14 protein-coding genes are annotated in these 15,322 nt (G+C 31.2%); all 14 read left to right on the top strand.

The features are described 5' to 3' along the window. Positions 1-3: 3 nt before the first annotated feature. The 14 genes from JNUCC51_RS10850 to JNUCC51_RS10785 all read left to right on the top strand — a co-directional run bounded on the left by JNUCC51_RS10850 (position 4) and on the right by JNUCC51_RS10785 (position 15,235). Positions 4-342, top strand: coding sequence for a Na(+)/H(+) antiporter subunit C (locus JNUCC51_RS10850; protein ID WP_049663620.1), 339 nt, complete (start codon positions 4-6; stop codon positions 340-342). Then, positions 335-1,840: a Na+/H+ antiporter subunit D gene (locus JNUCC51_RS10845; protein ID WP_337991986.1), complete on the top strand. Its 1,506-nt coding sequence runs from the start codon at positions 335-337 to the stop codon at positions 1,838-1,840. The genes JNUCC51_RS10850 and JNUCC51_RS10845 overlap by 8 nt, the downstream gene beginning before the upstream one ends. Continuing rightward, a complete protein-coding gene (locus JNUCC51_RS10840) occupies positions 1,840-2,322 on the top strand; it encodes a Na+/H+ antiporter subunit E (RefSeq protein WP_049663618.1) in 483 nt (160 codons plus the stop codon). The genes JNUCC51_RS10845 and JNUCC51_RS10840 overlap by 1 nt, the downstream gene beginning before the upstream one ends. Beyond that, complete coding sequence (locus tag JNUCC51_RS10835) at positions 2,322-2,606, top strand: Na(+)/H(+) antiporter subunit F1 (protein WP_337991985.1); 285 nt, start codon at positions 2,322-2,324, stop codon at positions 2,604-2,606. The genes JNUCC51_RS10840 and JNUCC51_RS10835 overlap by 1 nt, the downstream gene beginning before the upstream one ends. Next, positions 2,584-2,943 carry a Na+/H+ antiporter subunit G gene (locus JNUCC51_RS10830; RefSeq protein ID WP_049663614.1) on the top strand — a complete coding sequence of 120 codons (360 nt, stop codon included), beginning with the start codon at positions 2,584-2,586 and terminating at the stop codon, positions 2,941-2,943. Before JNUCC51_RS10835 ends, JNUCC51_RS10830 begins: the two co-directional genes overlap by 23 nt. Before the next feature lie 470 nt (positions 2,944-3,413). Further along, positions 3,414-4,211, top strand: a complete 798-nt coding sequence (locus JNUCC51_RS10825; protein ID WP_337991984.1) for a transporter substrate-binding domain-containing protein — start codon at positions 3,414-3,416, stop codon at positions 4,209-4,211. Positions 4,212-4,290: 79 nt separating this feature from the next. Further along, positions 4,291-4,950 (top strand): amino acid ABC transporter permease, encoded by a 660-nt coding sequence (locus JNUCC51_RS10820; RefSeq protein ID WP_100542666.1) that lies wholly within the window; start codon positions 4,291-4,293, stop codon positions 4,948-4,950. Beyond that, a complete protein-coding gene (locus JNUCC51_RS10815; protein ID WP_337991983.1) occupies positions 4,943-5,665 on the top strand; it encodes an amino acid ABC transporter ATP-binding protein in 723 nt (240 codons plus the stop codon). Before JNUCC51_RS10820 ends, JNUCC51_RS10815 begins: the two co-directional genes overlap by 8 nt. A gap of 880 nt (positions 5,666-6,545) precedes the next feature. After that, positions 6,546-8,492 carry a YcaO-like family protein gene (locus JNUCC51_RS10810; RefSeq protein WP_337991982.1) on the top strand — a complete coding sequence of 649 codons (1,947 nt, stop codon included), beginning with the start codon at positions 6,546-6,548 and terminating at the stop codon, positions 8,490-8,492. 22 nt (positions 8,493-8,514) lie between these two features. Next, entirely contained in the window at positions 8,515-9,672 is a 1,158-nt protein-coding gene (locus tag JNUCC51_RS10805) for an arginase family protein (RefSeq protein WP_337991981.1), read from the top strand. A gap of 45 nt (positions 9,673-9,717) precedes the next feature. Further along, positions 9,718-10,932, top strand: a complete 1,215-nt coding sequence (locus JNUCC51_RS10800; protein WP_337991980.1) for an MFS transporter — start codon at positions 9,718-9,720, stop codon at positions 10,930-10,932. Then, positions 10,929-11,186 (top strand): DUF2087 domain-containing protein, encoded by a 258-nt coding sequence (locus tag JNUCC51_RS10795; protein WP_337991979.1) that lies wholly within the window; start codon positions 10,929-10,931, stop codon positions 11,184-11,186. Before JNUCC51_RS10800 ends, JNUCC51_RS10795 begins: the two co-directional genes overlap by 4 nt. An 8-nt stretch (positions 11,187-11,194) precedes the next feature. Then, entirely contained in the window at positions 11,195-13,963 is a 2,769-nt protein-coding gene (locus tag JNUCC51_RS10790; protein ID WP_337991978.1) for a thiopeptide-type bacteriocin biosynthesis protein, read from the top strand. A gap of 9 nt (positions 13,964-13,972) precedes the next feature. Next, the gene (locus tag JNUCC51_RS10785) at positions 13,973-15,235 is read left to right on the top strand and encodes a hypothetical protein (RefSeq protein ID WP_337991977.1); all 1,263 of its coding nucleotides are present in this window, start codon (positions 13,973-13,975) and stop codon (positions 15,233-15,235) included. The last annotated feature ends 87 nt before the right edge of the window (positions 15,236-15,322 follow it).

Raw genomic sequence — 15,322 nt, 5'->3', positions numbered from 1 at the left:
CCAATGGAGTCTTTAATACTAGTTTTAGTTGGTGTATTAGTAGCTGTTGCGACGTACTTAATCCTCTCGAAGCAGTTATTACGTGTGATTTTAGGAACTGCGGTCTTATCGCATGCGGCACATTTACTGATTTTAACGATGGGTGGGCTGAAAAAGGGGAATGTACCACTCTTAGATGAATCAGAAGGTCCTTATACAGATGCTTTGCCGCAAGCATTAATTTTAACTGCGATCGTAATTAGCTTTGCAGTAACGGCGTTCGTGCTTGTTCTCGGTTACAGAGCCTATAAAACGAACGGTTCGGCGAATTTTGATGAATTGAGAGGTACGCCGGATGAGTAATATGATTGTTTTACCATTAATTGTGCCGGTTATAACGGCAATTTTACTTGTATTTTTACGTGAAAATGTTTTTTTGCAGCGAATTATTAGTTTATTGACATTAAGCTTTGTTGTTCTTATTAGTGTCATTTTATTGCTAGAGATTCAAAAACAAGGTGTGATGCGTATTGATTTTAGTGGCTGGGCGCCACCATTCGGCATTTTATTTGTTGCTGATTCTTTCGCAATGCTCCTTGTATTAGTAGCGAATATTGTCGCAGCCATTTGTTTGTTGTATGCCATTTTTTCAATCGGTAAGAGCTTTGAAAAGATGTATTTTTACCCGTTTGTCCTGCTTATGGTAGCGGGAGTTAACGGCTCGTTTCTAACAGGGGATATTTTTAACTTGTTTGTGTGCTTTGAGGTTATGTTACTTGCTTCTTACGCACTTATTAGTTTAGGTGGCGATAAAGTTCAACTGCGCGAGGCGTTAAAATATGTGCTTATTAATATTGTTGCATCTTGGATTTTCTTAGTGGCATTAGCTTTTTTATATGGAACCGTTGGAACGTTGAATATGGCACATATTTCTGTCCGTGTTATGGAGGCGGGAGTTGACCCACTAATGACGACTGTGGCTCTTATTTTCTTAATTGTCTTTAGCTTGAAGGCTGGTCTATTATTATTCTTCTGGCTTCCAGGCTCGTACAGTGCACCTCCAACAGCTATAGCCGCACTTTTTGCAGCGTTATTAACAAAGGTTGGAATTTATGCGCTCGTCCGCACCTTTACATTACTTTTCCCAAATAATACTGAAGTGACTCATATGGTACTAGGAATTATGGCGGGCCTTACGATTATTGCTGGATGTATGGGAGCGTTAGCAGGGAGAGATGTAAGAACAATTGCCTCTTATAATGTCCTTATTGGTGTTGGCTTTATAGTAGCTGGTCTAGCGATCGGAACGGAGTCTGCTTTACAAGGCGTAACATACTATTTGATGCATGATATGGTAGCTAAGGCCATGCTGTTTTTAGCAGTTGGAATGATGATGTATGTTACGGGCGAAACGGCTATTGATAAAATGAGTGGGCTTATTCGAAATTACCCTCTTTTTGGCTGGTTATTCTTTATTGTCATGTGTTCCCTTGCTGGGATACCACCATTAAGTGGCTTTTTAGGGAAGATTTTAATTGGACAAGGAGCTATTGAGGGCGGAAATTTTGTTCTACTAGGTCTAGGATTTTTATCTAGTTTAATTGTTTTGTATTCACTATTACGAATATTCCTCTCTTCATTCTTTGGGGAAACCATTATTAGTCTAGAAGATGAAAAGCCGTTACCAAAGCGCATGGTCTTGCCATTAACATTGTTGGCAGCTTGTACAATTGGTTTAGGGATTGGAGCTGAATGGATGGCTCCGTATGTAACAGATGCAGCAAAAACGCTCTACACACCATCAATCTATATTGATGCAGTGCTGGATGGAACAACATGGCAAGGTGAGGTGAATAAATAATGGCGATGCAATTTATACTAAATTTATTTATCGCAACACTTTGGCTCTTGTTACAGGATGAAGTTATACCACAGTTTTCAACATTTTTAATGGGGTTCATCGTCGGAATAGGGATTTTATATGCTATGCATCGCTTTTATGGCACGCAATTTTATTTACGACGTGTATTTTCAATCATTAAATTATTATGGCTCTTTAATTGGGAGCTACTATTATCGAGTTACAGCGTATTAAGGCAAATTACTACGCCGAAGCTCAATATTACGCCTGGTATATTTACGTATAAAACAGCGCTTAGAGGAGATTGGGAAATAACAGCACTGGCGTTGTTACTCACGCTTACTCCGGGTTCAGTAGTGATGGAAGTTTCTGAAGAGGGAGATATGTTTTATATTCATGCAATGGATATTGAACAATCAAAAGAAGCTGTCATTCGTTCAATAGGGAAGTTTGAACAAGCAATCATGGAGGTGACACGTTAATGACTGAAAAATTTTTACTATTGGCTCTTGCGTTATTCAGTGTATCGATTGCGTTGTCGCTGTTTCGTGTAATTCGAGGCCCTTCGTTGCCCGACCGTGCCATAGCACTTGATACAATAGGTGTTAATTTACTTTCAGCAATCGCTATCGTCTCAATTATTTTGAAAACAAAAGCGTATTTAGAAGCTATTTTAATATTGGGTATTTTAGCTTTTATCGGCACTATTGCATTTACGAAATATATTGAAAGAGGTGTGATTGTTGAACGTAAATCAAATGATTGAATGGGCGGCAGTTATCCTTATATTGATTGGCTCCATTGTAAGTGTTATTAGTGCATTAGGGATGATTCGTTTACCTGACGTATATACACGCTCACATGCTGCAACGAAAAGTTCGACTTTGTCGGTCTTAACATGTCTATTAGGCGCATTTATTTACTTTTGGGTGCATGATGGATATGTGAGTGTACGTTTAATTTTAGGAATTATCTTCGTTTTTGTAACAGCTCCTGTAGCAGGTCATTTAATATGTCGTGCAGCGTATCGCTCTCGCGTACCATTAGCGGAAGGATCTGGGGAAGACGAGTTGAAGGAAAAGCTATTTGCAGATGAAAAATAAGATAAGGGCCTCCGTTTTTAGGGGGGCTCTTTTGTTAAATAAAACTCTTACAGATAGACTCTGGAAAGAAGGAGAACGAAGGCAAAGAGCATCACGTTCTGTGATAACGCCTTTGTGAGCAACCTCGTGTTGTTGCTGTTGCTTTCGCGCAAAAAAACATCTGCCGCTGCCTCTTCGCTTTCGCGCAAAAAACATCTGCCGCCCTGCCGCTCGAGGAAAGTGCCTGGCCGGAACGGAAAGTAAATTCACGTATTGACGATGAGCTTTTATATATAGATGTTTTTGTCAGAAAATTACGTGAATATTGTTTTGTCTAAAAATTTTCAATTTAGCTTGATTATTATTTCAAAAGAGTATATCTTATTAGCAGATAGATTTTTTATTCTCTAAAGTGAATAAATATCCATTTAATTTTTCAAGAACTAGATTTTTATAGACAATAAAACATAAATAAAAGGAGATCAATGAATATGAAGAATAAATTTTTCATGCTAATGCTTGTTCTAGTAATTGGTGTACTTGCAGCATGTGGCGCAAAAGATGATAAAGCAAGCGATAAAAATTCAAATGCTGGCGAAGGCTCAGAACAAAAGCAAGTATTAAAAGTAGGTACTTCATCTGATTATGCACCATTTGAGTATGTTGATGCTGCAAAAGGTGAAGATATTATTGGTTTTGATATTGATTTAATTAAATTAGTTGGTGACAAGATTGGTGTAGAAATGCAAGTTCAAGATATGGACTTCAATAGTTTAGTGCCAGCTCTACAAGCAGGTAAAGTAGATGTTGTTATTTCTGGAATGTCACCTAATAAAGAACGTGAACAAGTTGTAGATTTCTCTGATAAATATAATCAAACAGAGCAAGTGTTTATCGTGAAAAAGGATAGTGGAATTAAAAAAGAGGCTGATTTAGCTGGTAAAAAAATCGGTGTTCAAAATGCTTCTATCCAAGAAACTTTAGGTAATAAAATTGCAAAAGAAGTAGATGCTAGCGTTGAAGGGCGTACTCGAATTCCTGAAATTGTTCAAGACATGATGTCTAAGCGTTTAGATGCAGGGATTGTAGAAAGTGGTGTAGCAAAAGGTTATCTTGATACGAACGATAAACTAGAAGCGTTCCCTGTTAAAGAGCAACCTGAAGACTTTAAAGCAATCGCTGTTCAAAAAGGTAGCGATCTTAAAGATAAAATTAACAAAGCTCTAAAAGAATTAGCAGCTGAAGGTAAAATTCAAGAGCTGGAAGAAAAATGGTTAAAAGTTAAATAAGCAAGTTGAACTGCGATAGCTCTATTTCGAGCTATCGCTTATATTTCCTTAAAAAAGAACAAGAAAGGAGGGGGGCGCTGTGAATTTAGATTTTACAGCTATCATTCCCTCTATGCCTTATATATTAAAAGGGATAGGTGTCACACTTCAAATTGCATTCGGTGCATCAGTCATCGGTTTTATAATTGGTATATTACTAGCATTATGCAAAATTGGTAAAGTGAAAGTTTTGCGTTGGTTTGCTGATTTTTATACATCGATTTTCCGCGGTACACCGCTCGTATTACAATTAATGATTATTTACTATGCAGTGCCACAGTTATTAGATATTCAAATTGAACCAGTTCCAACGGCTATTATTGCATTCGGGCTGAACTCAGGTGCTTATATCTCTGAAATCATTCGCGCTGGTATTAATGCGGTTGATAAAGGGCAGATGGAAGCGGCACAAGCACTAGGTATTCCATATGGGAAAATGATGAAAGATATTATTATCCCACAAGCCGTAAAAAATATTTTACCGTCTTTAGTGAATGAGTTTATTACATTAAATAAAGAAACAGCTGTTGTCACAGTAATTAGTGCACTTGATATTATGCGCCGTGCTTACATTGTAGGTGGTTCAACATATCGCTATCTTGAGCCTTTACTATTTGCAGGTGTGATTTACTACATTATGACACTTGTATTAACGTTCCTTGGCAAACGAATCGAGAAAGGAATGAGAAAAAGTGATTAAAATTGAAGATTTACACAAGTCATATGGAAAAAATGAAGTACTAAAAGGTATTTCAACAGAAATTAAAGAAAAAGAAGTAATTGCTATTATTGGACCATCGGGTTCCGGTAAATCAACATTCCTACGCTGCTTAAATTTATTAGAAGAGCCAACGAGCGGAAAGATTACAATTGCTGGCGACGTTCTAACGGACAAAGGGACAAACATTATGAAGATCCGTGAAGAAGTCGGTATGGTATTTCAGCATTTTCATCTTTTCCCTCATAAAACGGTACTTGAAAATTTAACATACGCACCGATTAATGTGAAAGGAATGGACAAGGCAGCTGCTATCAAAAAGGCTGAAGATTTATTAACGAAGGTAGGCCTATTTGAAAAGCGCAATGAATATCCAAACCGTCTATCGGGAGGGCAGAAGCAACGTGTTGCCATTGCCCGAGCACTTGCGATGGATCCAAAAGTAATTTTATTTGACGAGCCTACTTCAGCTCTTGACCCTGAAATGGTAAAAGAAGTATTAGCTGTTATGAAAAATCTTGCTGATACTGGGATGACCATGTTGATCGTAACGCATGAGATGGGCTTTGCACGTGAAGTGGCTGACCGTATACTATTCCTTGATGGCGGAAAGCTAATTGAGGATGCATCACCAGAACAATTTTTCACATCACCATCTACACAGCGCGCGAAGGATTTCTTAGAAAAAGTATTATAAACGAGAAAACGCATTTAACTTTCTGAAAGGAGGGTCTAAATGCGTTTTTTGGTTACTCACGATATCACTAGAGTTATATTGGTAAATTGCTTTACCTTACTCTTTCGACATATCAAGGTGATGAAGGGAGCCGTGTTATCTAGTTGTGTTCAAAACTGTGTAGCCCTTTCTGAATTTCTACCAGAAATCCATATTCTGTTTAGTAATTTAGAAGAAATTCCAATATCTTCAAAAAATTTTTTAAACGCTTCTTTAAAGTATTTTTTGATTTTTTAACTAGAAGATAAAAAGTGAAGGCTAATAGGGATTGGAGTAATTTTGTATTTTGTAATAGGTTACTGCCTATAAATTTGCACATATGACAATGGATTATTTTAACAAATCATATTACTGAACAACAATAACTTGAATATATTCAAACTTTAAAAAGGCAAACTTGTATTAGATGTTTATTTAAAAAGAACTATGTTTCGAAGTTACCTAAATAACTGAACCTCAAAGGTACTTTATATATTTTCATAAATGACAATATTGAAAATATTTATTATAGATATATTACAATTATTGTAGAGATTCAGAGGGAGAAAAAATTAAGTATTAGTAAATTGGTTAAAACAGAGATATAAACACTTATTTTTGAGAATACTAATATTGTTTAAAACCTCTCTCCTTTAATCTAAATAATCTATAAAAGGGAGTGAAAATGATGAAAAAAGAAACTAAATTAGAAATCAAAAAGGTATCTGTAAAAAAACAAGTGCCAAAACAAGCAAGTCGACGCTATACATCACCAGTTAATCATTAACGATTGGTAGAAGGAGAATGTTGATGGCATTCTCTTTTTTGATGTTCTCTTTTTTTCGAAGGGGAGGGATAAGGAATGAAATGTATAAAAATAGATAAAGACAGATGTGTTGTGATTGGAGCTGACATTCCGTACGAAGTGGAATGCAGTGATTCTGACTTATTTGTAGAGTTATTTAATGCAGATGTTAATGCTTTAGAATTATCAGAAGATAATAAGTTAAATTTTGAAATAGTAAATAAATTTAAAAATGATCTTCAAAATATTAATGAAGGCAATGATACAACTGATTATATATATATTAATAAAGAGAGAAAGCTAACTAAAGAAGAAGAAGTCCTTTATGCTCAACCCGGTAGTATAGTGTATATTTCAAATTGTTCTGTAAATTTTATTCTTAAGAATTTTTCAGACGTTGCAGAATCTAAACATATATATGTTATTGAATTATTTGATGATATTTTGATTACAGGTGTTAATCAAGAAAAAGGTACCTGCTTAAAATGTTTATTAAATAGATATCTAGAAAGCAGAGATGAAGTACTAAAAATCAAGAATGTCAAATCTTTAATAACAAATACGCAAACAAACAAAGAACTTACTTGCGCAGCTGAAACTTTAGCAAAATTTAAATTAACAAATGCTGACGATACTATCACTATTTTTAATAAAAATAGCAAAAGTATTATAAATACTAATCTAATTAGTATGAATGGTTGTCATTATTGCTTTGGAAAAAATAAGAGTAGCTTTAATGATATTGAATGGTTGGAATCGAATGAAGCAATTGGTAAAGAATATAGAACTAAAGAATTAGAAAGTGCCGAAACTATTTTAAAAGAGTATATTACACCAATAGGACCCATTTATAATCTTAAAGAATATGAGAAAAAAGATTTTTTAAATACAAATGTATATGAAGTGAATTCCAGTGCTTCATATGAGGAAGTTGGCTACAATCTACATGGTGGAAAGGGATATGATAAGCAGACCGCACTAATTAGTGCAATAGGTGAGGCATTAGAAAGATATAATGCACGAAGATTCGAAACAGATTCTCTAATTAGAGGAACATTTAATGAATTGCAACAAAAATATAATATATTGAATCCTAAAAATCTAATTCTAGATAAGAATACCCCGAATGAATATCATTCTGACAAAATTTATGATTGGATAATATGTAAAAATTTATCTACGAATCAAGATATGCTTGTACCAGCAATTTCTATTTTCTTTCCGTTCTATACATTTGATGAATCTGAATTATTCCTTTCTCAAAGTTCAACAGGTTTGGCATCAGGTTTTTCAATTTCAGAAGCAATTTTGTCGGGGTTATTTGAAGTTATTGAAAGAGATGCTTATACAATTTATCACAAAAATTCTATGTATTACGGTAATATCGCAACTAATGTTTATTCTGATGAAGTAGCAATATTAATTAATTCTCTTTATAACAACGGAATTGAAGTGATTTTACACTATTTAAAAACAGATGTAGCTGCCCATGTAGTGCATTGCTCTTTATTTGATAAAAAGGACCGTTTACCTATATATACACATGGCTCTGGCTGTAGTCTTGATATAAATTCAGCTATTAAAAATGCCATAATTGAAGCTTGCCAATTACGTATATCACAAATACAGCTATTGAATAGTGAAGGTGATAATGAATCGGAAGATTTTAAAATCTACTATGAGTGGGCAAAAGGTAACACAGATTATGTGAATCCATTTATAAACCAACCTAACGAACGTACAATATCAGCGTTCGAAGATTATAGACAGGGTAGTATAAACGAAAATTTGATGCATCTCTTAGCAAGTATAAGTGAATTGGGATATGAGGTTATAACGGCCGATTTAGGAAGAGAAGATAATTTACTTAGTACAGTAAGAGTAATAATACCAGGATTCCAAGATATAGATGACTATGGAGGAAGGGAATCGAAACGTTTAGACGAAATTCCATCACTCTTAAACTTATCGGTTAAGTATAATAAAAATCCAATGTTTTCTTAGTAACAAGCAAAGGAGTATTGATGTGCTTAAACTAACAACCGAAGTGGAAATAGAAGGGAATTTAATTGTAAATAAAGCTTATGGAAATACGTTAGAAGTAAATGACGGATTGAAGGAGTTTATTCTTGAATCAATGAAAAATGGCTTAACCCAAACCATGGAAAAATGGGGAATTGATGAGGGTGATCCTATAGTTATAGAACTTATAAAAGGTGGTTTTATATTTGATAGTGAAATAGGATTCCAAGTTGAAAATCTACACACAGTTGTAAATCATTCGCATACATTTTTTGGAGTACCTAATGGGGATATATACCGAGATTATTTAAATAATGATGAAGAGGGTATTTGTGGTTTTATTTCCGTTCCTTATAATAGAGGTTCTTTAGTTTATAACATAGATATTGAATCACCTAATTATATAAGAGTTAAATCTAATGATCTCTTTCAGATAACATTACAAAACAATGGCAAATCACATGGTTATTATTCAACATTTCAAAACAAAAATATTTTTATAGATAAAAAAGTTAAAGACTACGGTGAAGTTAAACAACTATCCTCAGTTACAGCATACTTTGAAAGAATCGAAGATATATCAAGGAAATTAATGAACTCAAATATTACGCCCTTGTTTATCGGTGGAGATCACACTATCACATATCCAATTATCAAAGGTATTAATTCGTTAAATAAGGAATTTCAAGTAATTCAAATAGATGCTCATTCAGACTTTTCTCCTGTGTTAAACAAGAAGAGTGCTCCTATCCAACATAGTAATATTATTTCATTAATTAGTGAGTTTTCGAATTTAAAACGGATTTATCAATTTGGATTAAGTGGATTTATGACTGACGAAGAGCTATCAGGATTAACTCAACATAATAAAATCTCTTCTTATTTCAGGAAAAATATAAAAAATGTACAAATTGATAAAAATTTGCCAACTTATATTACTGTCGATGTAGATGTATTTGATTCAACACTTATGTCTGCTGTATCTTATCCAAATATAGGTGGATGGGACTTTAATGATTTTATCGAGTTTATCAAATTATATATATCCAATTTAAATATAATTGGTGTAGATATTGTAGAGTATGATAAATCAAAAGATAGTGATGGGAAGGGAGCAATCTTGGTAAATAACATTATTTTAGAACTTCTCGGTGCTGTCTAATAATGAATTATACCATTTAGTGCATTTTTGGAAAGGATACCTAATATGAACCAAGAAATTAAATTAATTAAAAATAAGTTTTATATACTGGAGGGGTTATACAATCTAGGGATTGTAATTTTTTCGGCTACAATATATTTATATTTAGAAAATATAGGATACACATTAAGTGAAATTAGTCTTTTCATTTCGCTCTTCTGGTTAATTAGCTTTGTTACAGAGATCCCTTCCGGAATGATATCGGACACATTCGGTAGAAGAAACACCATGCTACTTAGTTGCTTAATCCGCGCAGCAGGCCTACTTTTTCTATTCATTTCAGAAGGCGAGTTAATCTATCTAATATTGGGGGCAGTCCTTACTTCAATTGGAGAAACTTTAAAATCGGGGACATTAGATTCTTGGCTAGTTGAAAGTGTAAATAAAATTAATAGTGACGAACAGCTAGATGAGATATTTTCAATGAATGGAATCATTGGGAAGACGTTAGGTATGGCAGGTGGATTTATTGGAGCTCAATTCTTAGGTAAAATAAATCTTTCATATCCAATAATTACAGGAGCTGTTTTACTTTGTATTACTGCAATTTTTGTAGCCAGTTTCATTAAAAATGAAAATACTGAAGTAAAAGAAAAGCTACAATTTAATAAGGTTTACAAAGAGTTTTTTAATTCATTTAGAGAGGGGATTAGATACTTTAGAGAAAATAAAAGTTTTTCGTATTTAGTTGTTTCATTTCTTCCCTTAACTATTATACTTGCTGGACCTAGTAATCAATGGCAGTTATTTTTCCAAGGAGAAAATAAAAGTATTATTACAGGTTATTTATGGATTTTTATAGGTTTGGTGTCAATGGTTGGAACATGGTTTATAGGTAGACTTCCACAACTTGAAAAGAAAAGAATGAACATTCTTATCATCAATGTAATAGTTAACTCGATATCTATTGCAGTACTTACAATGATAGAATCTTATATTGCTGCATTTGCATTGTTTTTAGTACATGTATTTATAACAGCAGGAGATGAAATCATCCGTATTACAGCACTTCATAAAAATATTAAAAATGAGAATAGAGCAACAATTATATCATTTTATTATACATTAGAAGCCATTTTTACAATAGTTGGTTTAGTACTTGTTGGTGTACTCTCTGATTACTTTAACATGAATATTGCTTGGTTTACATGTGCTTTATTAGGGTTCGTAATTGCATTACCAACAATGATTTTAGCTAAGAAACGAGGACAAACACTATGAAAAAAACAGTTCGTGAAAGATATTTTAATGGCGAATGTCTGTCTATTATACCTAAAAAAGAAAAGAACAAGTTAGAAGTATTGGAAGAGATAATTAAACTTTTCGAAAAGAACCGTAGATATAATGAAAAGGAAATAAATGAAATTTTAAAGAATTTATATCCGGATTTTGCAATTTTAAGACGGTATTTAGTTGATTATGGATATCTAAATAGGGATAAAAAATGTACTAATTATAGTGTTAATGAAAGGTAATATATCCTATGTATTTTGAGTTGGAAGAGGATTATTTTATTAGGGTTCCTTATTTTACTGAATCTTTTTGGAGAAGTTTTGTAGAAAAAGAAGAATGTACTTATCCTTCATTTTCACCAATTGAGGAAGATTACTTTCATTCATCTTTAATATTGTCTTCATTAGAGTTTTATCAAGCTCTAAGTCAATATGAAAAAAAGAATACTAAAAAACAGAAATCGATAGAAAAAACGCTATCAAATTATTTATATAGAATGACATATAAACAATCTCCTTTTGGTTTTTTTAGTACTGTTATTGGCGTAACAAAGTTTAATGATTCGCTAAATGGGGTTCTTAATAATATTAATGATTTGAGAAAACAGAATTCCAAAATTTCTATTAGTAAAGAATGGTACCTTAATCTAGTGAAAAATGTACAAACCGATGATAAAGTTATTAGAAAATTAAAAGTAAAAAGAGGGGATTATATCCTCAAAAATCAAAAAAAATATGTAACAAGAATTGACTATGATCTTTTGCCTGAATATGAGCTGATAGTATTCAATAAGTATATAGAGGAAATCTTAGACATATGCACAGAATTTACTGATATGGATACCCTTATATTTAAAATTGGAGAGAAAAATAACTTAACTGAAAAACAGGTTATGGCTATTGTTAAAAAGTTACTAGAGCAAGATATATTAGTATCTGATATTCATCTTCATGAAACCAAAGATAATTTGGAAGTGATAATAAATAAGCTTAAAGGTACTAAATATCAAGAAAAATTGTTATCAATAGTTGCAGATATTAAATACTTAAATAAAGAAAAAGAATTTACTCCTATTTCCCTAATATCTTTAATAAACAAATGTAAAGAAATTTGCGAATCTTCTCAATATATAGCAGGGAATTCGATTATCAAAAACAATGATTTATCTGTACTCGATAACAAAAGATTATTTAATAATCTCCAAGAAATATTGCCATATTTGCTAGTAACTTTTAATAAAGAGGTGGAAGAATTAAAAATATTTACAGAAAAATTTTATGATCAATACTCGAATAATTATGTACCTTTTTTAAGAGTTATTAACGAGTGTGGAACTTTTAGCTATAATGAGTCTGATAATTTAAAGTCTAGTAATTTCTTAATTAATAAAATTATTGAGGCTTTAGCTGGGAGAAAAAAAATTAATTTAAATCTTGATGATTTTCCTATAATTGATGAATTAAAACTACCTTTTTTAAAAAAAATACCAAATTTGCAGCTTTTTATAAATTTGTGTTCTATAGACAATGAAACTTATGTGAAAATAGATAATGGAATAAAAATGAGAAACAAAGGTTCGTTCGAAGGAAGGTTTTTATCAGATATAAACAATACAAAAGCTAATACTGACGACGATTTTATAGTAGATATGCCATATTCATCTGTAGACCTAAAAATGAACAATATTTTAGGGGATTCCATAAATGACATAGATCTTAATGATATATATGTATTTTGGAAGGACAATAAGTTAAATTTATTTTCGAAAAAATTAAACAAAGAAGTAATAGTAAGAAAAAATAATATGGTGAATTTTATGTATATACCATCCTTTTTAAGGCTGCTATATACGATTTCTAATCAGTTAACATGGACTGGATTATACGAAGATAAGTTAGATTATCTTCAATATATACCTAGAATTACTTATAAGAATGTTATTTTAAAGTTAGAAACATGGAGAATAATAGTAGATGGATTAGATTATAATAATTTTGTTAATAAATTAAACTTTTTGAGTAAGAAATTCTCTATGCCGAAAAATATAATTATATTTTCGGGTGACGATAAATATCCTTTAGATTTATCAAATAGTTACGACGTTAATAAAAGTTTTGAATTATATAGAAAAAATGGTTATTTGGAAATAAAAGAGGATATTAGGGAAATTTATGCTGGTTACTCAATAGATTTTGTAATGAATTTTAATAACGCTCTATTTAAAATGAAACAGTCAAATATAAGTCCTAGAGATAATATAATATTTTTGTCGAACGAAGCATCGATGACTTTAGGAGCATTAAACGATAAGTGGCTCTTTTTTGAAGTATTTATTGATCGGTTAGAGCAGAACTATATTCTAGAAGAAATATGCAAAATAAGTCTAGGAAATAAATTCTTCTTTGTAAGATACTTTAATAATGATGATGAGACATTACGAATAAGATTTAAAATTAATAATCTTATGGAATGCACAAATGTAATGGGTATTCTTTGTAATTTTTTTAACAAAGAAATTAATAATAAAACTATAAAAAAATATAGTCTAAACAGCTATGAAAGAGAGAATTTATACTTTGGTGGCGAGAAAAATTTAGTTGAACTAGAAAACTATTTTATTTTAGAATCGGAATTTGTAATAAATAATATTCTAACCAAAACTAATTTCGATGAAAAAAGAATACTTATTATTCTTTACATTACACATTTCGTAAAGAAATTAAATGTTGAGATGGAGCCTATTATAATAAGGCGATCGTCAAAAGAATTATATAGAGCCATGAAGAGACAATTAATTGAAGTATATCGTTCACCTCTTGATATAGATATAGAAGCAAACGTTTCTTCGATAATTCAGAATGCAAAGGTCAATACATTAGATTTAAGCGATCAATTAAAGAGAAAATTGATTCATTTATTTATAAACAGAGCTATTGGATATGTACCTGATGAAGAAAAGCTAATTATTGATACAGTAAAACAATTTATAGTTACATTAAATTATTTAGTAGAAAAGTAGGGTGGACTGATGCTGTTAGAATCTGAATATGGTTATTTATACGAAGAAGTGGAGAATATTAATTATTTACTTTCACTAAATATGGAGCTCCCTGCTGAATATATAGAAGATGTATCAAGGACAATATCTACATTCAATAAATTATCTGAAAATAATGATTTTACTGATAAAATTTTACTGAATAATATGAAGGAGGGGGAGTATAGATATTTAATTGATGAGCAAGGTAATAGTTTAATAGATATCTATAACAAAAAAATAAAAGAGGTCACATTAGATGTTGAATATATTAATGGCTTATATAATAAAATGATTTTGAAAAGAAATGAATATATTCAACAGCAATTATATAAGGATTACTTTACTTATTATAAAGAAAAGAATGATAATAACTTATTAGATAAACTTTTTAATTCAAAAGTTAATCAAGTTATTCCTAATTATATAAAAGAATTAAAACTATTTTATAATAAATATGAAATAAATGACAATGATATTTTACATCCATTTAAATTAAACAATATAAGAATAAATAATCAAAAATACAAAGTAAATTTTAAAGAAGATGTTTTAGAAAATATAAAAATAATGGACTCTGATTTTGGTAAGTATCTTGAAAGAATTTACAATGAGGGTTTTATTATCATAAGGGAGTCTAATTTACAAGAAGGCTTTTTTGTCGAGTTGCCCTATACTAAAAAAGGATTCGTATACTTAGGTTGTATTGGAGATATTGATGATTATTTTAATACCATACATGAAATAGGCCATTTTTATCATCAATATATTACATCCAATGTTGAATATAAAAATCAATGTAACTCATTAGAAATTAAAGAGTTTGTTGCACATTCATTTGAAGCTTTATTTGTAAGGCAGTTTTCATCAGAAAAAGTAAAACAAATTTATGAAATACAGCAAATATCTTCTGTTTTATGGAATATTGTTTTATTTGAGTTCCAAAAAATCATCTATAGAAATCTCGATGATTACGTATGTTTGGAAGAAAAAGAACATATTTTTGTAGACTTAATAAAAAAGTACACACATAGTTATTTAGATAATACTAATAAATATGACATATTATTAGGAAGTACATGGATGTATGAGTCTATGTTGTTTGAGACACCATTTTATAACTGTGAATATATTTATGCTCAAATAAATGCAGTAGATATATTGAATGACCATCAGAGAAGTCTAGAAGAACTCAAGAATAATTTTAAAAATGGGAAAAATATTAATATTAAATCATTAGAACAAGTTATATAACACGAGTAGATATTTTGGTATTTTCCCTGGTGTTCGTTAAATAGGTTGATGTTACGAACAGAGCAATTTTTATAATGAATTAGCTGT

Origin of the sequence: Lysinibacillus sp. JNUCC 51 (genome assembly GCF_015999525.1) — a bacterium.
In the GTDB taxonomy this organism is placed as follows: domain Bacteria; phylum Bacillota; class Bacilli; order Bacillales_A; family Planococcaceae; genus Lysinibacillus; species Lysinibacillus xylanilyticus.
This window is presented reverse-complemented; position numbering and strand designations above follow the sequence as displayed.